Source organism: Lacisediminihabitans changchengi, assembly GCF_016634425.1.
GTDB classification, from domain to species: domain Bacteria; phylum Actinomycetota; class Actinomycetes; order Actinomycetales; family Microbacteriaceae; genus Lacisediminihabitans; species Lacisediminihabitans changchengi.
Window position 1 is genome coordinate 59,159 of sequence record NZ_JAEPES010000006.1, and the last position, 18,928, is coordinate 78,086.

Below are 18,928 nucleotides of genomic sequence, written 5' to 3' on the forward strand. Positions count from 1 at the left end.
ATCCGACTCGAGTGGGCAGCCAGGAACGAGCGGTAGCCGACCGGCTAACGGGCGTGCGCGTGAAACACTGGATTTATGATTTCGGGCCTGGACCTTCCCATCGCGTTGAAAACGTCGACGTCGATTCTCATGCTCCGACGCGCTCGTGTCGATGACCTTCCCGCATTGATGAAACTACTCGCCGACGATCCAGTCAGCGCTAGTCGTGGCGACCGATCTGACCCGGCTGATATGCCCGCCTACGAAAGGGCGCTTGCTGAACTGATCGCGGACTCGTCCAACGAGATCCTGATGGTCGTAAGCGACACAGACGATCCAGTAGCGACCATGCAGCTCACGAAAATTCCTAGGATGGCACGCCGCGGTTCCACACGGCTGCTCGTCGAAGCGGTGCGAGTCGCTAGTGAACATCGGTCGGGTGGGGTCGGCTCCGCAATGATGCGTTAGGTAGTTGAGTCGGCAGTTCAAGCTATTGGGGCGTCCCTCGTTCAGCTCACATCTGATGAAGCACGGGTTGATGCTCATCGCTTCTATGAGCGTCTGGGGTTCGTAGGATCCCACCGCGGATTCAAGTTTCGCGTCGAATAGGGTTACACCCCACGGCGCCCGCTGAGGGATCCCCTTCGTGCACCCCACGTGTCTCATAACCAGAGTGTGCCGAAACCCATGCGGTCCAAGACGGTTCTGCTCGGAGATACGACACAGAGCGATCACAGAACGCCGCCACCAAGCGATAAACTTCACAACCCTAGGGATGCGAGAGGCCAGCAAAGCCCCGCACTGCGCTGGAGCTCGTGCGCATGAGGCCCGAACATCGGGCTTAGTTTCGGGACACCTAAACGGCGATCCGCGAACAGTGTCAACAAGGTTCCTGCGAATAGGAAAATGTGCCCGCTGGCCGTCCGGCTCGCCTTACGGGGACGGTGTGCCGATTTGGAAACGTCCGATTACGGTTGTGCCGTCTGATTCGTAGACGGGTATGGATCCGCTTCCTCGCAGCGCATCCATCTGTTTGAGGAGTACGAACCCGGTTTTGTGGTTGGTGGCAAGGGCGCCTATCAGGTCAGGGCAGCCGTTGACGTTGCACTGCCCGAAGCTTTGTCCTTTGGCATTTTTGCCCCAAGGGGTCGTCTTCGAATTGGCATACTGTCCGGTCACCTTCCATCGAGTGCCCGGATCTGCGGTGATCGTGATCGAGGTGTTCCCTCTATCGGGTAGCGATGCATCGTTCATATGCCACGGGTGCACGATGCCGTGGGAGTTCACGCGCCCCCCGTCTTTGCAATAGAACGTACCAAGATCACCAATGTCGCCCGGATTTTGTGGGAGTGACGATATGGAGATTGATCCTTCCGAGTTGAGGCATTGGACGATGACGATGACGCGGGTCGCGCTGGCAGGTACAGGTCCCAGTTCGAGGGCACCGGTCCCTGTGTGCGTGGCGGAGTGGAGTCCGCCGAGAGGAGTCACGATCGTTGATCCGGGGAAGTAGTTGACGACGATCGCGGCGGCGGTCGATAGTCCCGCCGCGGCGATAAGGGCGAAGGTGACGGCCACTTGCCGAGCGCGGCGCTGATGGCGTTGGAGGCGGCTGTTCTTCGTACCGATCGCCAGAAGCTCGGCTCGCACAGCTTCAGCAACTGCAGGGTTCATTCCAACGGGTGTCATGAAACACTCCCTTCCATGGCGGGACGCGTATCGGGCTTGAGGTCGCCAAGTTCTGCTCGAAGTCGGGCCCGAGCGCGATGGAGGCGGACGCGCGCTGTCCCCGGCTTCAGGCCGATCGTTTGGGCGGCGTTGGCGACCGAGAGACCTTCGAGGGCTGTAAGAACGAAAAGCGCGGCGTCGTCTGGCGCGAGCCGCCCGAGAGACGACGCAAGCCTCAGGCTCGCTTCCCCTTGCTCCGCGTTATGTGCCAGGACAGGCTCCGGGTGTGGAAGGGACTGGAGTAGCCGTCGGTAGCGCGCGGTGCTCCGCCGGGCGTTTCGTGACAGGTTGACTGTGGCGACGAGGAGCCAGGGCCGGACTGAGCGGTCGACGAGGACCACGGTGCGGCGCTTGCGCCATAACTCGAAAAACGCTGCTGCGACAATTTCGTCGGCGTCATGCAAATTCCCCATGAGGGACAGTGCGTGCCCGTGGATCCGATCCCGGTGGAGGTCGAAGATCTGCGCGAACGCCCACCCATCGTCTTGGCGCGCTCGTTGCCAGAGTTCCGCCTCGTTGTCTATCACACCCATGAATGTCCGCTGTGGCCGTATCCGTTACATCAGGTTTCTTGAAGGGGCTGGTAGCGGCCAAATGGGCGACATGAAAGGCGCTTTGCGCCTCGACGCTCTCCTCAAGGCCTGACCGATCGACGCCGCCATCAGTGCGATCGTGACACCGCCTGTCATGCGACGCGGGTAAGCCACTGCGGCCCGCCGCGGTGAGTCTGATCCACGCGTCAGAAACGATGGGATTCGAGACACTTACGTTACGAGATATTTTGCTTGGGGCTTGCTGCGATTGAGTGCCCCTAAGACGATCCCGTTGGGTGCGGTGGCTTTCAGTCGGGGCGATCCTGCGTATCTAGCCACCGGGTGAGCGACACGAGATCGTGGGCAATCTCATTCACCGTCCGGCTGTCGGTGTTCACGCGATGAACGGCGGGGCCGGCCTCGGTCGCGAGTTGCCGGGCAGCAGCAGAGCTTCGCTGCACATGTTCGTCTAGTGCTGAACCGATTTCCCGCCGTGTGAGACGGGATCGCGCCGTCTCGTCGCTCGCCACTAGCAAGACACCCACCCCGCGGACCTTGCCACCGAGTGCCGCGACCAGTGGTCTCATTTGAAGGACGCTGACTGTGTTCGTGTAGATGAGCCGTCGGTACCCGGCGTTGCGGTAGTTCTTCCACATCGCTGCCAGATTCTGTTCGGCCAGGTCCACGCCCTCGCGCCACGGCTCCGGGTACGCCTGATCGAGGTTGTCGCCCTCGATCAGCGCATGATGGACCGTGTTGGAGGCGAGTAGATGCGACACCTCAGCCGCGACAGTCGACTTCCCCACCCCCGCTCTCCCGCCAATGAACAGCACATCAGTTGGCAGGTCAGCATCCACACCTCAAGCGTGACACACGCTTCGATCCGTTTACGCAACGCCATCCACCCGAACCGGTTCCACGACGCGGCCGCCCGCTGAGAGGTCGATCCGCGGGCGCGCTCGGAACGATGCAAGTTCTGCTTCCGCGTCGCATCAGCGCGAGCGTCTCGAGCAACGTCCGGAAACCGTTCCCTAAACGGCGTTTTCGAGGGCGGCCCTGAGGTCGACAGTTGGTGCTGCATATCGTTCCACTAAGCCCGCCCGCATTCCCGCGGCTCGTGCGCCAGCAATATCGTGGCTGGGGTGATCGCCGACGAACACAACTTCACCTGTGGCCCTACCGAGGCCGCGAGCGAGGGTTTCAAACGCTCGCACGTCGGGTTTCTGAAAGCCAGGGTTTCAAACGCTCGCACGTCGGGTTTCTGAAAGCCGATGTCTTCCGAGATGCAGACCACATGGAAGGCATCCGCAAGACCGATCGCTGCGAGTTTCTTCAACTGTTGCTCTCGCGTTCCGTTAGTAAGAACACCTACGGCGACACCACCATCTCGCAGCTTCTTTATCAGCTCTACGGCGTCGGGGAAGGCACGCCACCCCGATTCGTAGTCAGCAAAATATTGGTCAAAGATGCCGTCGAGGTCCCGAGTCGCAGGAGGGACGCTCACGCCGATTGCGGGAAGAAACGTTCGCATTCTGGCTTGCCGTTGCTCCGCGAAGCTCAGGCGTCCGGCTCGCCACTCTTCGTAAAAGCGGTCCTCGATATCGATCCAAAGCTCAATCGCGTTGGGTTCGGGTGCCGCACCCAACTGCCTCGTCAGCGCAGCCACCGCATCAGTCGCTGCACCCCGATGATCGAACAGGGTGCCATCCAGGTCAAAACCGACCGCCGCATAGTCACCCACCTGGCCAATTTATCGCGGGCAGCTCTGATCGCCACAGCAGGTTCCTCTTTCGGCGGCCGCGGCTCCATTCAGCTCGAATCGACACATTCCGATGTCTCATAACCGAAATGCCTCGTAACCCATGCGATGCAAAACGGCTCTGCCCGGAGATACGACACGGAGCGATCACAGAACGCTGCCACCAAGCAATCAACTCCACACCTCAGTGAGCCCGTTGCTGCCGATCTCGGCAATGTGTCAGCGAACGCGTGCCCGTAAAGGGTCTTATTGTGTGGCGCGGGTGTGGTTCGCGACCATGCTCCGGGCGAATGATCCCGGCCGTTTAGTCCCCCGCTGAAAGCTGCGGCAGTGGATCCGGGTAAGAATTCCGGAGTGTGGTTTCTGAATCCACCGACCGCCGTGAGTCGATGGTCTCGCGATACGTACGGGTCAACTCGGAGGCGACGTCGTGGAGATGTGACTCGAGCGTTAGCACTGCGGCGGGCGCCGTGTTGCTGTCAACTCGAGCCGTGTAGAGACGTCTCACGAGCCCGTCACCGGCCAACGGCCGAGCGACCGCGCCGGGAGGGGGAGCCTGAAAAGAGAGGCTAGGCGCCAGTGCGATTCCTAGCCCCGCGGAGACCATATTTAGCACCGTGCGAAAGTCCTGACCTTCAAAGTCGACGGTACGCGATGCATCGTTCGTCGCACCTGAGGTCAGTCCACCGACGTCGGCGCTCGTGTTAATCCATTCGTGTGCTTCGACATCGAGCGGGTCGATGGCTGCCTTGTCTGCCAACGCGTGCCCCGCGGGGAGAACGACGATGATCGGGTCGTCCATCAAGCGCTGCTGTCTCACCCCTCGCGGTGCCGCGACCGGCGCGTGCGCATAATCGAAAGTAATCGCGAGATCGACGTCTCCCCGCTGCACGGCAGAGTGAATGTCCGGTTGTGTCATTTCGTGAAGTGCGAGTCGCACGCCAGGGTGGGTGCTTCTTAGCCGGGCTAGCGCGACGGGAGCGAGGGTGCACGCAGCAGAGCTGAATGCACCAACGCGCACGACCCCCGTGGTGCCGTCAGAAAGCGCGGAGAGTTCCGCTGCGGCCGAAATCATTGAATTGCTGATCGCAGTCTCGGCATCGAGGAGCACTCTGCCCGCTGGGGTCAGTCGAACGGGTCGACGAGTCACGACCGATGAATGGACACGACGTTCAAGCTCGCTGAGCTGCTGCGACACTGCCGACTGCGTGTACCCAAGTTCCGTTGCCGCGGCCGAGAACGACCCGAGGCGTGCAATCGATTCAAGCGTTCGCAGATGCCGGGGGTCGAACTGCCATTGCATGGAGATAAGCGTAGCTAATAGATGAAATAGAAATGGCCATTTGTGCTGATGTCCCACCTCGACGCATTGTTGATGCCATGGAGAACAGGCTCGACACGACACGTTTCGACTCAGCGATTGACAGGCTCCCGCGATTTCGGGTCGGCTTCTACCCCACCCCATTTCATGAACTGCGCAACCTCTCTCGGACCCTCGGGATCAATCTGTACATGAAACGAGAGGACATGGCCGGGCCCAGTGCGATCAGCGGAAGCAAGATTCGACTGGCGGAATTCATCCTTGGCCGCGCACTGGAAGCGGGCGTGACGCACCTCATCACCCGAGGCGCCTACTTGACCAATTCCGGGCTGCAATTTGCCGCAGCCTGTCTGAGCGCCGGGATCACTCCGGTTCTGGTTCTCACTCGAAATATCGACCGCCACGGCAAACTCGGTGAGTCGCGCGGCAATTACCTTCTGAATCAGATCATGGGTGTCGAAACCCATGTGGTCGACGTCGAGGGGGACATCTGGGCCGACGCGGGAGCGACTGCGCAACTCGAGGGCATCATCGCCCGCCGCAAGGCCGAGCTTGAGTCCATGGGGCACACCGTCATGGTCGTCGGGGCTGGCGGCGCGCACCCAGACGGCTTCATTGCACACGCTCAAACGTTCAGGGAAATTCTGCGCCAGTCGGCAGACGCCGGGATGGAGCTGGACTTCATCTATCACACGATAGGCACCGGGACGGCGCTGCCCGGCATGCTCGCTGCGAAGCTGAGTCTTGGCCACCCGGTCAAGTTCAAATCGATCGCGATCGACCCATACGACGAGGACGGGTGGATCAACCCGAGCATCATCGTCGAGCGAACGCAGGCCGTGCTCGCGACCCTGGGAAGTTCGGTTCCCGATGACGCCACGATCCATCGAGAGCTCGACATCGATCGTCGTTTCATCGGGGAGGAGTATGCAGCCCCGTCGCCCGAGAGCACCGCAGCGATTCGTGAGCTGGCACGGGCCGAGGGGATCTTCGTTGGGCCTGTCTACACCGGCAAGGGGTTCGCAGGCCTCCTCGACCATGCCCGTACCGGGCGCATCCCCGCGGGCAGCAATGTCGCATTCCTCCATACCGGGGACACCGGAAACCTGTTCGAGATCCCCGAAGTCGTTGGCGCGCTTGTGGGTCATTAGCCCCGAGCACGCCCACTGCCGTGGTCTGCGCCGATGTTCCGTGGCATCCGCTTGTCTGCTCCAACAAAAGGTCGCGCGAAAGCCGCAATATCGCGATTTCCGACTGCCACCTGCTGGGATGACTGGCGATACTCGCCGGCAAAGCCGCCGGGCCAACTGTCGTGGACGAGAACGCGCCTTGCTGGCGTTAGGCGTTTGAATGCGCATTGCCGCCAACGTCGAAGCTCGACATTAGGCAGAGGGGTCTCGCTGACAATCGGACCGGTTGCGAGGGGGACCGGGTCAGCGCGCGATCAGGCGACCTCCTCGCGGCGCTGTGCGATCACTGGATGCGGTACCGCCCGGTAGGTCATGACAGAGGTGACGGCTAGCCACACCCACCCCGCCAGCACGGCGATCCAGAGCAGCGCGACGCCAGCAGGACCCTGCGAGAGAGCCCCGCCAGCACCGAAGCTGATGATGACCACGATGCCCGCGATGATGGACCACGCCCCGCGTGACGATCGGCGGCGATGCCAGCCGGCCGCGAGGATGGCCGCGACACCGAGCGAAAGAAAGCCGAAGCCTCCGAACGCGAGGTGAAGGAGACCGGAGACCGTCAAGACCCCGCGGCCGACATCCGGTGGGAAGTCGGCCGTCGCGTCCGGGGGAAACACCGCGCTCACTATCAGTGAGAGTCCGTAGATGCCAACGAGCGCGGCCGCCGGACGCGACCAGCGTGGAGTTCGGGCGAGCCCGATCGCGGCGACGATGGTCATCAGCCCGGCCAGAATGAGATTGACCGCCTGAGCCCAACCGCCCGATCCGAGGAGCAACAGACTGAGGGCATCACGGGTCAGGTCGAAGCCGGGCCGGTTCGCCGCGAGGATCAAGCCAAAAATCACGTAGAACGGTCCGGCGACCACGCCCCAACCGAGCATCGATCGAGTGACCGCCGCAGCTGAATCGAAGCCGCGTGCCTTGCCTTCTGACGACATGATGACCTCCGATTGAGCAATCGCGGGCACTATTGCACTGGTGAGTGCATGATTGCACCATGACAGCACAGACCGCAAGGGATGATCCCCGCCAGCGCCGTTCGAGACAGCTCATCCTCGACGCCGCGATGTCACATTTCGTGCGCCGAGGATATGTCGGCGGCAACATGGACGACCTCGCGATCGAGGCGGGCGTCGCGAAGCGGACCATTTACAACCACTTCGCAGGGAAGGACGAGCTGTTTCGTGCGGTAGTACGGCGGGCAATCGGTACCGCAGAGGCCTTCGTCGCCGAGCGGGTCGACACAGCGATCGGCGCTACGCCCGTCGAGGAGGAAATTAGCGCCTTTGCGGTGGCGCACGCCCGAGCTGTTCTCGCCCCATCGGTGATCTCCACGCGGCGGCTGCTGATCGGAGAGGTCGAGCGTTTCCCCGAGCTCGCCGCCGAGTATTACGAGCGCGTTCCGGCTCGAGTCATGCGCGCGATAGCCGCTCGGCTCAGGCGGTACCACGCGGCGAGACTCCTGACAGTGCCCGATTCAACGGTCGCCGCCGAGCACTTCGTCTACCTGGTATTGGGCGCTAGCCTCGACCATGCCCTCTTCGACTCGGCCGCGCTCGACTCAGTGACGGTCGAGCAGCGAGCGATCTCGGGTGCGTCGGCCTTCCTGCGGGGCTACCTCCCATAACCGGGCACGCCAGGCGCGGGTGCCTGTGGCTGTGGCTGTGGCTGTTGAAGAATACGCTCAGCCGGTCACGCATTCCGAGTGCTGCGCGCGGGCTTACAGGGAAGGGGCTCCTCTCGGTCAAACCACCATGCATGGCGCACGAGTGCGCCGTGAACGAAGATCAGGTCCATCGGGGTGCCCCTTGGCTCAGGAATCCGACGGTACCGCCTCAGCCTCGACCGTGTGGGTGATCGCGCTCAGAGCAAGAGCATGCTGGGTCACCACAGGGCTGCCGCCCAAGATCGCTACCGCGGCGGAATGGGTAGTCGAGCCCAGATCCCGGCCAGCGATCCTTCCTGCCGCCCAGCTCCGCACTCCGGTGGACGCAGGATGGATCTCGCTGAACCGCGCGGACATCCCCAGGCCTGTCGTCTTGGCGACGGCTTCCTTTCGAGCCCACAGGTCGTTCAACGCGATCGGGTCGTCAGACCATTCGTCGTGAGTGAAGACGTCGGAACGGATGCTCGCCCAGTCGGTTTCCGGCGACCGCAGTTGCACGTCCACCCCCACCGGCATCCCGGCGATCGCGATCGCGACCAGCTCCCCCGAGTGCGACAGCGAGAATTCGATGCCGTGCACGCCCGCGAGCGACGGCTTGCCGTGCTCGGTGCTGCCGCAGGCGGCGCAACTGCGCTCCAGGGTGATCGCTGCGGGCGGCACTGCCAGCCGCGGAGCGAGCAGGCGCCGTAGCCCGGCGTGTGCAGCCAGCGTCCGGTCCCGCTCGGGCTGGTGGTACCGCAGCACGCGCTGACGTGTGTCCGCGTCGACCAGGCTGAGGAGGTCATCCGTCGCCGCGGCAGTGAGAGGATGTGCTGGTAGCCGCACCAGCCAGACGTCGACGGCGTGATTCAGGAAGTCGCCCACGCGAGAACGCTACTCGGCATCACGGTCACAGCTAATGTGCAGCACCCATGAACATATTTCGTCCTAGAACAGGTCGGGGCTCGGCGTGGTCGTGTGGCGGATCGAGACATCGGCGTGGCGGTCGAAGCGGTAGCCGACGCCGCGCACCGTGCGCACGATCTCCTCGTATTCGCCGAGCTTGGAACGCAGACGACGCACGTGCACGTCGATGGTGCGCTCGTTCGGCACGTCCTCGTCGCCCACCGACCACAGCGACGAGATCAGCTCGGCGCGGTCGATGGTGCGGCCCTCGCGCAGCACCAGGTACTGAAGCAGCTCGAACTCCTTGTAGGTGAGCGGGGCGACCTGTTCGTCGAGGGTCACGCGCTTGCGGGACAGATCGACGACGATGCCCTGGCGAACGCTGGGCTCCTCCGGCTCGACCTGGCGGTGCTTGGCGAGCGCGGCCGGGTCTTGCAGGGCGAGGCGCACGACATCCACGTCGCGTCCGCCGGCGCCCTGCGGGGCCAGCGCCACGGCGGCGTAGGTGTCAGAGTCGGGAACGAGTTCGGCGGTGAGCTTCTTCAGCGCGGTGACGATGGCACCGAGGTCGGTGCCGGCGGCGAGGGCCTTGGCCTCATCGACGCCCACGTACAGCACGAAGCCGCGAGCCTCGGTGCCGGTGGGCACCGCGCGGATCTTCGCAGCCGCGGGGGCCTTCGGTGCCGAGACGGGCTGTGTACGCAGCGGCGGGGCAGCGTGGAGCGAAGTCTCACGTGCGGGGCGAACGGAGCGGGAAGTGGGTACGGCGATATCGATGGTTGCGAGCGACATGGGTCGAATTCCTTGGGTTCCGGGGTGAAGGGCCTCGTAATGATGGGGGTGTGATCCTTCGGGATACTTCGGTTGTGCGTCTGAGGAAGTCGCTCGTTATGAGGGGCGATCTTCCTGGGGGTCGCGGTACGCGAACCCGGCTAGGTGCTAGCTCTTAGGCACACATTCGACAACACATGACCGCGCTTGTCGGCAACATCATGCCGGCAGACCTTGACACCTCGAGGGTGGTCAGGGCGTGCGCGTTCACAGTCATGAGATAACTATTGGCTACTCGAGGGCGACGTGTCAACCCTCGAGTGCCGTGAATGACAAGAGCGGAAATCAGACCAGGCCGTACAGACGGTCGCCCGCATCCCCAAGCCCGGGGACGATGTAGCCGAGCTCGTTGAGCTTCTCGTCGAGGGCACCGAGCACGATGTGCACCTCGCGCCCTTCGGTCGCCTTGGCGACCGCGTCGAGGCCCTCGGGAGCGGCGATCAGGCAGATTGCGGTCACATCGACCGCACCACGCGCGAAGAGGTAGTCGATCGCCGCGATGAGCGAGCCACCGGTGGCGAGCATGGGGTCGAGAACGAAGCACTGGCGGTTGGACAGGTCGTCCGGCAGGCGCTCGGCGTAGACATCCGGCTGCAGCGTCTGCTCGTTTCGCACCATTCCGAGGAAGCCGACCTCGGCGGTCGGGACGAGCTTGACCATTCCCTCGAGCATGCCGAGGCCAGCGCGCAAGATCGGCACGACCAGCGGCCGCGGGTTGCTGATGGCAAGCCCGGTGGTGGGGCCGACCGGGGTGTCGATGTCGAGCGGCTCGGTGCGAACATCCCGTGTCGCCTCGTAGGCGAGCAGTGTCACGAGCTCCTCGGTGAGGGCGCGGAACGTGGGGGACGGGGTCGTCTTGTCCCGCAGCACGGTGAGCTTGTGGGTGACGAGGGGGTGGTCGGCTACGTGGACTCGCATAGGCTCAATCTATCCGAGGGAAGGGGTGCGCTTGACGGTCGTCTCGGCCCTCCACCGGCGACGGATGCTCGAAGCCGTCGCCAGCGCGCGGCTCGCCGCCGCACACGCCGACGTGCCCGTCGCCGCGCTCGTGCTCGACGCGGCGGGTGAGGTCATCGGCGAGGGACGCAACGAGCGCGAGCTGCGGCAGGACCCGACCGCGCACGCCGAGATCCTCGCGTTGCGCGCCGCGGCCGCCGCCAGGGGTGACTGGCACCTCACCGATACGACCCTCGTGGTGACTCTCGAGCCGTGCCCGATGTGCGCCGGCGCGATTCTCGCAGCACGGGTCGGCGTCGTCGTGTTCGGCGCCTGGGACGAGAAGGCGGGTGCCGCGGGGTCGATGTACGACATCCTGCGCGACCGGCGATTGCCGTACCGCGCCGAGGTCTACGGCGGTGTGGAGGAGGAGGCCTGTGCGGCCCCGCTGCTCGAGTTCTTCCGCGCGCACCGCTGATTAGTCGGCGGCCTTGATCACGATGGCGTCGGTCGACGGGTTCTCCGCGTTCGGCGGCAGGTAGATGTCCGGTTCGATGTAGATGACGCGGGCGATGGGCACGGCCTCGCGGATGCGTGCCTCCAGCGAATTGATGGCGGTAGCGACATCCGTCAACCGCATCGAGGCACCGAACGCGACCTTGGCGGCGACGAGCAATTCCTCCGGACCGAGGTACAGCGTCTTCATGTGGATGAGCGCGTCGACCGAGACTTCGGCGTTGATGGCGTCGCGGATGCGCACAGTGTCGGCGGGCGATGCACCCTCGCCGACGAGCAGGCTCTTGGTCTCGATGCCGAGCACGATCGCGACGATGACCAGAAGTACACCGATGGCCAGGGTGCCGATGCCGTCGAAGACGCCGTTGCCCGTGATGATCGTCAGGCCGACGCCGAGGAAGGCGAGCACGAGGCCGGTGAGGGCTGCAACATCCTCGAGCAGTACGACGGGGAGTTCTGGTGCCTTCGCGTGCCGGATGAACTGCAGCCAGGTGTCTTTGCCGCGGGTGTGGTTGGACTCCTTCACCGCGGTGCGGAGCGAGAAGCCTTCAAGAACCATGGCGATCAGTAGCACGGCGATCGGCAGCCACGGCACCTCGAGCGGATGTGGGTGCTCGATCTTGTCCACACCCTCGTAGATAGAGAACACACCGCCGACGCTGAACAGAATGATCGACACCACGAAGGCGTACACGTAGCGCTCGCGTCCGTGTCCGAATGGATGCTCGGCATCCGCCTTCTTGCGCGACACCGCGCCACCGCGCAGCAACAAAATCTGGTTGCCGGTGTCGGCGAGCGAGTGGACGCCCTCGCCAAGCATTGAGCTGGAACCGGAGAAGAAGAATGCGATGAACTTCGCCAGCGCGATGCCGAGATTGGCGAGCATCGCCGCAATGATCGCCCGGGTACTGCCCTCTGTGCTCATGGCCTCAATCCTAGGAGCGAGGGCGAATCTAGGATGGTCGGATGACGAGCCTTCCCACCATCGCGATTCTCGGAGCCGGATCAATGGGGGGCGCCATCCTCTCGGGCCTGCTGCAGCCCTCGGTTCGTACCGACGGAATTCGGGTCACCAACCGCACCCAGCACAAGGCCGATGCGCTGCGCTCCGACCGGGTGATCTCGCTCGCGCTCGATGCCGACCCGGAGGCCAATGCGATCGCGGTCGACGGCGCGAAGATCGTGATCGTCGGGGTGAAGCCGGCCATGGTCGCCGACCTGCTGCGCGAGCTCGCCCCGGCGCTTGCGGCCGATGCAATCGTGGTGAGCGTCGCGGCCGGAGTGACCATCGCGACCATGGAGGCGATCGTGCCGAACGTGGTCGTGCGCGCGATGCCGAACACTCCCGCGGTGGTGGGCAAGGGCGTCACCGGCGTGAGCGGCGGCTCCCGCGCGACGGACGCCGACGTGCAGCTTGTTCGGGACCTGTTCGAGACGGTCGGCGACGTGCTCGTCATTCCCGAGGCCAAGATCGATGCGCTGAGCACCATCTCCGGGTCGGGCCCGGCCTACGTCTTCTATCTGATCGAGCAGTTGACCCGTACCGCCCGCGGGCTCGGATTCACGGATGACGAGGCTCGCGTGATGGTCAACGGCACCTTCCTCGGCTCGGCCGACCTGCTCGTGTCATCGGGCGAGACCCCGCGGGAACTGCGTCGCCGCGTCACCAGCCCAAAAGGCACGACAGAACGGGCCGTCGCGGAGCTCGAGAAGGCGCACCTCAGCGACCTCTTCGATCGTGCCACCGCGGCTGCCCTGGCCCGGGCGAAGGAACTCGCCGCCGGTTGAGCGCTACGCGTAGAGCCCGGCGAAGCGCTCGATGTCGGCGGAACTACCGCTGACGATCACGATGTCGTCCGCATTCACCACCGTGGAGTTGGTCGCGTAGGCGAAAGCCTGACCATTCGCTTTCACCCCGATCACGGTGATTCCGTGCTTGCGCCGAATTCCGGTGTCGCCGAGCGCCTTACCCACGACCGCGGCCGGCGGGTGCATCTTCACGATCGCGAAGTCGTCGTCGAACTCGATGAAGTCGATCATGCTTCCCGAGACCAGGTGGGCGACGCGCTCGCCGGCCTCCGCCTCTGGGTAAATCACGTGGTGCGCTCCGATGCGCGCCAGGATCGTTCCGTGCGACTTGCTGACCGCCTTAGCCCAGATCTGGGTAATCCCGAGGTCGACGAGGTTCGCGGTGATGAGCACGCTGGCTTCTACCGATGACCCGACCGCGACTACCGCGATCGGAAACTCCTGAGCGCCGATCTGTCGCAGCGCCTCGAGGTCGCGCGCATCCGCTTGAACGGCGTGCGTGACGCGTTCCGACCACTTCTGCACCAGCCGGGCGTTCTCGTCGATGACGAGCACGTCGCGGTCGAGATCGCTGAGTTCGCCGGCGACGGCCTCGCCGAAGCGGCCGAGTCCGATGATGAGCACCGCGGCGTCGCGGGGGATGCGTTCAGCCAACGATCGGCCTCTCCTCTGCGCGGCGGAACAGCTGCCGCCTCGAACTCGCCGCGAGTGCCGCGGCGAGAGTAACCGTACCGACCCGTCCGAAGAACATGGTCGATGCGAGAACGTACACCCCGGCATCCGGCAGCTCGGCTGTCAGGCCAGTGCTCAGCCCGGAAGTGCCGAAGGCAGAGATCACGTCGAACAGCACGAAGTCGAGCGGCGCCCCGGTGAGCTGGAGAATGACGATGCTCGACATGGCCACGATGGTGGCGCCCCAGAGCACGACGCTGACACCGATTCGCAGCACGTCTCCCGGGATGCGGCGGTCGAAGGCCCCCATTTCCTCGTTGCCTCGCGCCTCGGCGAAGGCCGCGAGAAACAGTACGGCGAGCGTGGTGACCTTGATACCACCGGCCGTGGACGCGGAACCGCCGCCGATGAACATCAGCATGTCGGTGACCAACAGTGTCGATCCGTTGAGCTGGGAGACATCAACTGTCGAGAATCCGCCCGAGCGTGTCATCGTCGAATAGAAGACCGACTGGAGGGTGCGCTGCGCGGGATCGAGTTCGCCGAGGGAATGCGGGTTGGAGAACTCCAGCACGAAGAAGGCGATGGCCCCGGTGATGAGCAGTATCGCCGAGGTGACCAACGTGAGCTTCACGTGCAGGGGCCAACGTCGAGGGCGCCGAGGATTGCGGATGACGGCGTAGATCACCGGGAAACCAATGCTGCCGAGCACCACGCCCACCATGATCAAGCCAAGAAACCAGACGTCGTGCGAGTACGGGGTGAGGCCGCTCGCGGTCGGCACGAAGCCAGTGTTGGTGAACGCCATCGTGGCGAAGTAGAAGGACTGCCACAGTGAATCGGCGAGGGGGACGCCCTGGATCAACAGTCGGGGGAACAACAGGACGGCGACCGCAGTTTCGATCACCAGAGTGCTGATGGCGACGGTGGCAAGCAAACCGCCGATCTCGCCGAGCCGCACCGCCTGGCCTTCTGCCACGGGGCCCTTCTTGGTGCGCAACGGATTGCTGTCGCTCGCTGCTCGCAGGCGCGAGCGTAATCCGAGACGTCTCGAGATGATGAGACCGAGGATGGAGGCCAGCGTGAGGACCCCGATTCCGCCGATCTCCACACCGATCAGGATGAGTACATGGCCGAATCCCGACCAATGTGTTGCCATGTCCACCGTCGAGAGACCGGTGACGCAAATCACCGAAACAGCGCTGAAGAGGGAGTCGGCAAGCGGGGTGACCGCACCGTTCGCGCTGGATATCGGGAGCGAAAACAGCGCCGTGAACAGCAGGACCAACAGAGCGAAGACGGAGATCGCAAATCGCGGCGGGCTCGCGGCTGCGAAATCGTCGATCGCGCCGCGGAGAGCCTTGGCCGGCGAGCGGCGCATGGTGCTCAGCATCCGTCTCCCTGATGAATCGACCGGACCGAGTAGGTGACGCTCTCTCGGCGGTTGCGGTGAGTGCGATGCTACCGCGGGGAGGTACGCCGCTAGCCTGTCTGCATGGCTGACATCTTCGACGTGGTTGCCGACGCGACCCGACGGGACCTGCTGCAGGTCCTGCTTGCCCGGTACGTCTCGCCCGACTCCGAGCGCGGCGAAATCAGCGTGGGCGAGATCGTCGAGAAACTCGGGCTCAGCCAGCCGACGGTCTCGAAGCACCTCAAGGTGCTGCGCGACCACGGTCTCGTGACAGTGCGCGAGGAGGGGCAGCACCGCTACTACTGCATCGACACCAGCCCGCTCGAAGACCTCGAGGACTTTCTCATCCCCTTCCTCAGCGCAGACTTCGACAGCGATACGGATGCGTCCGGGTCCACCGTCTTCGCCGCGTGGTCGGGCATGCCGCTGCCGGAGCCGATTCGTCGCGCTGCCGAGACGCTGCAGCATCCCTCCGACGCGGGAACCGCGATCGGTCGCGCCGCCGCCGCCGCGTCGCACCGCATTCAGGGTGCATCGCACGAGGTGGAACGCCGCGTGGTCGACCCGCTCAAGCAGCGTCTCACCAAGAATTCGGATCGCTGAGAACTGCTCGCGCTCTATTGCTCAGGCGTCACAGCAACCCCTAGGGTTACCGATTAGCACTCCCGTAACATCCGCGGGCCAGTGACCCGAAAACCTGGAGGCATCGCGTGGCCCGTGACCTCGCCGAAGTGCGCTTTCTCACCGTCGCCGAAGTGGCGGACATGATGCGCGTCTCCAAGATGACCGTGTACCGAATGGTGCACGCGGGCGACCTGCCTGCCATCCGTTTCGGGCGCTCGTTCCGGGTTCCGGAGTCGGCTGTCGAGGCCGCGATCGACTCGCACGTCTCCGATACCGCCTAGGGCGGAGAAGATCCGCAGCGAAACGCGGGTAAGATAGCCCAGTTGCAATTTTCCGCGGTTCTGAACGGACCCGGTCGTCCGTTTCACGAACAGTTGAGGTAATCATGGGCTCAGTCATCAAGAAGCGCCGCAAGCGTATGGCGAAGAAGAAGCACCGCAAGCTGCTGCGCAAGACGCGTCACCAGCGTCGCAACAAGAAGTAGGTCAGCTTCGCCATGGTGATCACCCTCGTTACCAAACCGGGGTGTCACCTGTGCGATGCGGCGAGGGATGTCGTGGCCTCGGTGGTCGCAGACCTCGAGTCCGGGACATCCGTCGCTCCCATCGCGATCGAAGAAGTATCGATCCTCGACGACCCGGCACTGTTCGCCACGTATGCGGACGAGATCCCGGTCGTGCTGATCGACGGGCGTGTCCACAACATCTGGCGCGTCGATCCGGTGCGCCTTCGTACGGCTCTGCTGGAGGTCGCGCAGTGATCAGGCATGTCGTCTCATGGAAGCTTGCTGCGGAAGATACCGCGACGAAGGCCGAGCAGTCAGCGCAGATCGCTGCGGCGTTGCAGACTCTGCCGCCCGTGATCCCGGAGATCCAGTCGCTTACCGTCGCGTCCAACAGCGTCGACGTCGAGGGCAACTGGGATGTCGTGCTCATCGCTGACTACGCCGACGAGGCAGCCCTCCGCACCTACATCGACCACCCCGAGCACCAGAAGGTGGCGGGCTTCATCCGCACCCTGGTCGCCCAGCGCTCAAACGTCGACGTCACGCTCTAGCAGCCCGTCGGTCGAGTAGCGCGCGAGGAACGAGCCCGCGTATCGAGGCCCCCGCAGCGGCCCTGCTACCGGCGGGTCTTCGCTGCGGCCTCAGCCTCGGCGCGGGAGTCGTATACCGGCTCATCGAGCACGTGCTGCAGCTGCTCGCTCGGGTCGATGAGTAGCAGGTCGGTGGGCTCGTCGGCCTCGGCAAAGTCCGCCGCGACCAGCGGCTCGTCGTTGAGGTGCACCGTCAGCAGTCCGCTTCCGGTCTCGAGCGAGTCGACCTCAAGGGCGCTGAGCGGACGACCGCCGGCGCGCTGCAGCAACGCCTCGACGGCAGCTCCCACACCCTTGCCTGCGGAGAGGAATTCCTTCTCGTCGACGATCGTGTAGTCGTAGCGGGTGCGGACCGTGAAGGTGAGCTCGTCCGATTCCTCAGGCTCGTCGTCATCCTCGTCGTCGCCGTAGAGGTCGTCGAGCAGGTCGCCGTACTCGGCCACGCGCTCCCAGAGCTCACGGTCGACCTCGACCGCCGCCTCGTCTTCATCGTGACTGCTCTCGAGCAACTCGATGTGCTGGTCGAGGATGGCCTGGAGTGCGCGACCAGCGGCAACCGCCGCCTGTCGTGCTTCGCTTTCGGTCGGCATGTGCTGAGTCCTTAGGGGAGGAGGCGGGTGGGCCCGCGGAACAGGTAGGTGACCTCACGGAGGTTGGCCTGGTGCAGCAGCAGCATGATCACGCGGCTGAGACCCATGCCGAAGCCGCCATGCGGCGGGACGCCGTAGCGGAAGAAGTCGAGATAGAAATCGAGCTCTTCGGGGTCGAGACCCTTGTCTTTCGCCTGCGCGGTCAGCACGTCGATGCGGTGCTCGCGCTGGGCGCCGGTAGAGATCTCCACGCCGTTGAAGATGAGGTCGTAGCTCTTGGTGAGCGACGGGTCGTCATCGTGACGCATGTGATAGAACGGCCGGATGCTGGACGCATAGTCGGTGAGGAACACGAACTCGTGCCCATAGGTCTCGAGTGCGTATGCGGCAATCTGGCGCTCGCCCTCCGGGTCCATGTCGTCGTCCGCGCGGGGCACCTCGTAGCCGCGCTCGGCGACGATGCGCTTCGCTTCGGCGAGCGGGATGCGCGGGAACGGTGTGGTGGGAACCGTGACTTCGACATCGAAGAGGGCCTTGATCGCCTCGCCGTGCTTCTCCTTGATCGCCGTGAATCCGGCGACGATGAGGTTCTCGTGCAGCGTCATGACGTCTTCGTGGCTGTCGATCCAGCTGAACTCGGCGTCGACGCTGGTGAACTCGGTGGCGTGACGGCTGGTGAAGCTCGGGTCGGCGCGGAAGGCCGGGCCCACCTCGAAGATCTTGCCGAAGCCGGCTGGCTGTGCCATCTGCTTGAAGAACTGCGGGCTCTGCGACAGGTACGCCTTGCCTTCGAAGTAGTCCACCTCGAACAGTTCTGCCTTCGACTCGCTCGCGCTGGCCATGAGCTTCGGGGTGTGGATCTCGACGAAGTCGTTCTCGATCCAATAGCTGCGCAGCGCGTGCTCGAAGGTCGACTGCACCCGGGCGATCAGGTTCTGCTCGGGGCGGCGCAGGTCGATGAAGCGCCAGTCCATGCGCTTGTCGATGCCGGAATCGGCGGCGATCGGGATGTCCGCGGCGACGCTGGCGACATCCAGCGCGTCCAGCTTGATCTCCACGCCGCCGAGCTTGACGCGCTCGTCGTGCTTGAGTTCGCCTGTCGCGGTGAGGAAGCTTCCGACGGTGAGGGCGGAGATGGTGTCGGCCAGGGCATCCGGAGCGGCCGAACCGTCTTCCTCGAATGCCCGTGGGTGCACCAGCTGCACTGCGCCGCTCTCGTCGCGGAGCACGACGAACTGCACCTTCTTCTGATCGCGGACCGTCTCCACCCAACCGGATACGGAGATGGGGCCGTCAGCAGAGGCGGCAAGGTTCTTGATCAGGGTGCGTTCGCTCACGGTCCCCGAGTTTAGTCGGCCCCGGCGAGGGCGGGATTCTCGG

24 protein-coding genes and 1 pseudogene are annotated in these 18,928 nt (G+C 64.1%); 10 read left to right on the forward strand and 15 right to left on the reverse strand.

Going from position 1 to position 18,928, the window contains the following annotated elements; all coding sequences use genetic code 11:
• Positions 1–75: 75 nt before the first annotated feature.
• Positions 76–447, forward strand: coding sequence for a GNAT family N-acetyltransferase (locus tag IV501_RS15225; protein ID WP_307812341.1), 372 nt, complete (start codon positions 76–78; stop codon positions 445–447).
• A 465-nt stretch (positions 448–912) separates the two neighbouring features.
• Here the strand turns inward: IV501_RS15225 and IV501_RS15230 are convergent, their stop codons facing one another.
• From IV501_RS15230 to IV501_RS15250, 6 genes and pseudogenes are all read right to left on the reverse strand, one after another.
• A complete protein-coding gene (locus IV501_RS15230; protein WP_200557186.1) occupies positions 913–1,668 on the reverse strand; it encodes a hypothetical protein in 756 nt (251 codons plus the stop codon).
• Positions 1,665–2,240 (reverse strand): RNA polymerase sigma factor, encoded by a 576-nt coding sequence (locus tag IV501_RS16705; protein WP_372430759.1) that lies wholly within the window; start codon positions 2,238–2,240, stop codon positions 1,665–1,667. Before IV501_RS16705 ends, IV501_RS15230 begins: the two co-directional genes overlap by 4 nt.
• A gap of 308 nt (positions 2,241–2,548) precedes the next feature.
• Positions 2,549–3,097: a nucleoside/nucleotide kinase family protein gene (locus IV501_RS15240; RefSeq protein ID WP_200557188.1), complete on the reverse strand. Its 549-nt coding sequence runs from the start codon at positions 3,095–3,097 to the stop codon at positions 2,549–2,551.
• 174 nt (positions 3,098–3,271) lie between these two features.
• Positions 3,272–3,454 carry an HAD hydrolase-like protein gene (locus tag IV501_RS16710; RefSeq protein ID WP_372430760.1) on the reverse strand — a complete coding sequence of 61 codons (183 nt, stop codon included), beginning with the start codon at positions 3,452–3,454 and terminating at the stop codon, positions 3,272–3,274.
• A pseudogene (locus IV501_RS15245) lies at positions 3,436–3,981 on the reverse strand (HAD family hydrolase); the annotation flags it as partial. The pseudogene IV501_RS15245 and the gene IV501_RS16710, both read right to left, overlap by 19 nt.
• A 322-nt stretch (positions 3,982–4,303) precedes the next feature.
• Complete coding sequence (locus IV501_RS15250; RefSeq protein WP_200557190.1) at positions 4,304–5,302, reverse strand: LysR family transcriptional regulator; 999 nt, start codon at positions 5,300–5,302, stop codon at positions 4,304–4,306.
• A gap of 77 nt (positions 5,303–5,379) precedes the next feature.
• On the opposite strand from IV501_RS15250, the gene IV501_RS15255 reads away from it, so the two are divergent.
• The gene (locus tag IV501_RS15255) at positions 5,380–6,471 is read left to right on the forward strand and encodes a 1-aminocyclopropane-1-carboxylate deaminase/D-cysteine desulfhydrase (RefSeq protein ID WP_200557191.1); all 1,092 of its coding nucleotides are present in this window, start codon (positions 5,380–5,382) and stop codon (positions 6,469–6,471) included.
• A gap of 293 nt (positions 6,472–6,764) precedes the next feature.
• Here IV501_RS15255 and IV501_RS15260 read toward each other — a convergent pair whose 3' ends face one another.
• On the reverse strand, positions 6,765–7,448 hold the full coding sequence (locus IV501_RS15260; protein ID WP_200557192.1) for a DUF998 domain-containing protein: 684 nt from the start codon (positions 7,446–7,448) through the stop codon (positions 6,765–6,767).
• Positions 7,449–7,507: 59 nt separating this feature from the next.
• Here IV501_RS15260 and IV501_RS15265 point away from each other — a divergent pair, with 59 nt between their 5' ends.
• Entirely contained in the window at positions 7,508–8,137 is a 630-nt protein-coding gene (locus IV501_RS15265) for a TetR/AcrR family transcriptional regulator (protein ID WP_200557193.1), read from the forward strand.
• A gap of 186 nt (positions 8,138–8,323) precedes the next feature.
• Here the strand turns inward: IV501_RS15265 and IV501_RS16635 are convergent, their stop codons facing one another.
• From IV501_RS16635 to upp, 3 genes are all read right to left on the reverse strand, one after another.
• Complete coding sequence (locus IV501_RS16635) at positions 8,324–9,040, reverse strand: 4'-phosphopantetheinyl transferase family protein (protein WP_200557194.1); 717 nt, start codon at positions 9,038–9,040, stop codon at positions 8,324–8,326.
• Positions 9,041–9,103: 63 nt separating this feature from the next.
• Positions 9,104–9,853 carry a winged helix-turn-helix domain-containing protein gene (locus tag IV501_RS15275; protein ID WP_200557195.1) on the reverse strand — a complete coding sequence of 250 codons (750 nt, stop codon included), beginning with the start codon at positions 9,851–9,853 and terminating at the stop codon, positions 9,104–9,106.
• 324 nt (positions 9,854–10,177) lie between these two features.
• Positions 10,178–10,810 (reverse strand): uracil phosphoribosyltransferase, encoded by a 633-nt coding sequence (upp, locus tag IV501_RS15280; protein WP_200557196.1) that lies wholly within the window; start codon positions 10,808–10,810, stop codon positions 10,178–10,180.
• Positions 10,811–10,874: 64 nt separating this feature from the next.
• Here upp and IV501_RS15285 point away from each other — a divergent pair, with 64 nt between their 5' ends.
• Complete coding sequence (locus IV501_RS15285) at positions 10,875–11,306, forward strand: nucleoside deaminase (protein WP_200557326.1); 432 nt, start codon at positions 10,875–10,877, stop codon at positions 11,304–11,306.
• Here the strand turns inward: IV501_RS15285 and IV501_RS15290 are convergent, their stop codons facing one another.
• Positions 11,307–12,269, reverse strand: a complete 963-nt coding sequence (locus tag IV501_RS15290) for a cation diffusion facilitator family transporter (RefSeq protein WP_200557197.1) — start codon at positions 12,267–12,269, stop codon at positions 11,307–11,309.
• A gap of 41 nt (positions 12,270–12,310) precedes the next feature.
• On the opposite strand from IV501_RS15290, the gene proC reads away from it, so the two are divergent.
• The gene (gene proC / locus IV501_RS15295) at positions 12,311–13,132 is read left to right on the forward strand and encodes a pyrroline-5-carboxylate reductase (protein WP_200557198.1); all 822 of its coding nucleotides are present in this window, start codon (positions 12,311–12,313) and stop codon (positions 13,130–13,132) included.
• Between the two features lie 3 nt (positions 13,133–13,135).
• Here proC and IV501_RS15300 read toward each other — a convergent pair whose 3' ends face one another.
• Positions 13,136–13,807, reverse strand: coding sequence for a potassium channel family protein (locus IV501_RS15300; RefSeq protein WP_200557199.1), 672 nt, complete (start codon positions 13,805–13,807; stop codon positions 13,136–13,138).
• A complete protein-coding gene (locus IV501_RS15305) occupies positions 13,800–15,218 on the reverse strand; it encodes a TrkH family potassium uptake protein (RefSeq protein ID WP_200557200.1) in 1,419 nt (472 codons plus the stop codon). The genes IV501_RS15300 and IV501_RS15305 overlap by 8 nt, the downstream gene beginning before the upstream one ends.
• A gap of 102 nt (positions 15,219–15,320) precedes the next feature.
• Between IV501_RS15305 and IV501_RS15310 the strand changes: the two genes are divergently transcribed.
• From IV501_RS15310 to IV501_RS15330, 5 genes are all read left to right on the forward strand, one after another.
• Entirely contained in the window at positions 15,321–15,842 is a 522-nt protein-coding gene (locus tag IV501_RS15310; protein ID WP_200557201.1) for an ArsR/SmtB family transcription factor, read from the forward strand.
• Positions 15,843–15,949: 107 nt separating this feature from the next.
• Positions 15,950–16,144, forward strand: coding sequence for a helix-turn-helix domain-containing protein (locus IV501_RS15315; RefSeq protein ID WP_200557202.1), 195 nt, complete (start codon positions 15,950–15,952; stop codon positions 16,142–16,144).
• A 104-nt stretch (positions 16,145–16,248) separates the two neighbouring features.
• Entirely contained in the window at positions 16,249–16,347 is a 99-nt protein-coding gene (locus IV501_RS15320) for a 30S ribosomal protein bS22 (protein WP_003792170.1), read from the forward strand.
• Between the two features lie 12 nt (positions 16,348–16,359).
• Positions 16,360–16,623: a glutaredoxin family protein gene (locus tag IV501_RS15325; protein ID WP_200557203.1), complete on the forward strand. Its 264-nt coding sequence runs from the start codon at positions 16,360–16,362 to the stop codon at positions 16,621–16,623.
• A complete protein-coding gene (locus IV501_RS15330; RefSeq protein WP_200557204.1) occupies positions 16,620–16,919 on the forward strand; it encodes a Dabb family protein in 300 nt (99 codons plus the stop codon). The genes IV501_RS15325 and IV501_RS15330 overlap by 4 nt, the downstream gene beginning before the upstream one ends.
• A gap of 65 nt (positions 16,920–16,984) precedes the next feature.
• Here the strand turns inward: IV501_RS15330 and IV501_RS15335 are convergent, their stop codons facing one another.
• Positions 16,985–17,548, reverse strand: coding sequence for a hypothetical protein (locus IV501_RS15335; protein WP_200557205.1), 564 nt, complete (start codon positions 17,546–17,548; stop codon positions 16,985–16,987).
• Positions 17,549–17,559: 11 nt separating this feature from the next.
• Entirely contained in the window at positions 17,560–18,885 is a 1,326-nt protein-coding gene (aspS, locus tag IV501_RS15340) for an aspartate--tRNA(Asn) ligase (protein WP_307812342.1), read from the reverse strand.
• Between the last annotated feature and the right edge of the window lie 43 nt (positions 18,886–18,928).

Bases quoted from the DNA above. Each gene is read 5' to 3' on its own strand.
- IV501_RS15225 (WP_307812341.1), top strand. From the start codon at position 76: ATGATTTCGGGCCTGGACCTTCCCATCGCGTTGAAAACGTCGACGTCG.
- IV501_RS15230 (WP_200557186.1), bottom strand. From the start codon at position 1,668: ATGACACCCGTTGGAATGAACCCTGCAGTTGCTGAAGCTGTGCGAGCC.
- IV501_RS16705 (WP_372430759.1), bottom strand. From the start codon at position 2,240: ATGGGTGTGATAGACAACGAGGCGGAACTCTGGCAACGAGCGCGCCAA.
- IV501_RS15250 (WP_200557190.1), bottom strand. From the start codon at position 5,302: ATGCAATGGCAGTTCGACCCCCGGCATCTGCGAACGCTTGAATCGATT.
- IV501_RS15255 (WP_200557191.1), top strand. From the start codon at position 5,380: ATGGAGAACAGGCTCGACACGACACGTTTCGACTCAGCGATTGACAGG.
- IV501_RS15260 (WP_200557192.1), bottom strand. From the start codon at position 7,448: ATGTCGTCAGAAGGCAAGGCACGCGGCTTCGATTCAGCTGCGGCGGTC.
- IV501_RS15265 (WP_200557193.1), top strand. From the start codon at position 7,508: ATGACAGCACAGACCGCAAGGGATGATCCCCGCCAGCGCCGTTCGAGA.
- IV501_RS15275 (WP_200557195.1), bottom strand. From the start codon at position 9,853: ATGTCGCTCGCAACCATCGATATCGCCGTACCCACTTCCCGCTCCGTT.
- upp (WP_200557196.1), bottom strand. From the start codon at position 10,810: ATGCGAGTCCACGTAGCCGACCACCCCCTCGTCACCCACAAGCTCACC.
- IV501_RS15285 (WP_200557326.1), top strand. From the start codon at position 10,875: ATGCTCGAAGCCGTCGCCAGCGCGCGGCTCGCCGCCGCACACGCCGAC.
- IV501_RS15290 (WP_200557197.1), bottom strand. From the start codon at position 12,269: ATGAGCACAGAGGGCAGTACCCGGGCGATCATTGCGGCGATGCTCGCC.
- proC (WP_200557198.1), top strand. From the start codon at position 12,311: ATGACGAGCCTTCCCACCATCGCGATTCTCGGAGCCGGATCAATGGGG.
- IV501_RS15305 (WP_200557200.1), bottom strand. From the start codon at position 15,218: ATGCTGAGCACCATGCGCCGCTCGCCGGCCAAGGCTCTCCGCGGCGCG.
- IV501_RS15310 (WP_200557201.1), top strand. From the start codon at position 15,321: ATGGCTGACATCTTCGACGTGGTTGCCGACGCGACCCGACGGGACCTG.
- IV501_RS15320 (WP_003792170.1), top strand. From the start codon at position 16,249: ATGGGCTCAGTCATCAAGAAGCGCCGCAAGCGTATGGCGAAGAAGAAG.
- IV501_RS15325 (WP_200557203.1), top strand. From the start codon at position 16,360: ATGGTGATCACCCTCGTTACCAAACCGGGGTGTCACCTGTGCGATGCG.
- IV501_RS15335 (WP_200557205.1), bottom strand. From the start codon at position 17,548: ATGCCGACCGAAAGCGAAGCACGACAGGCGGCGGTTGCCGCTGGTCGC.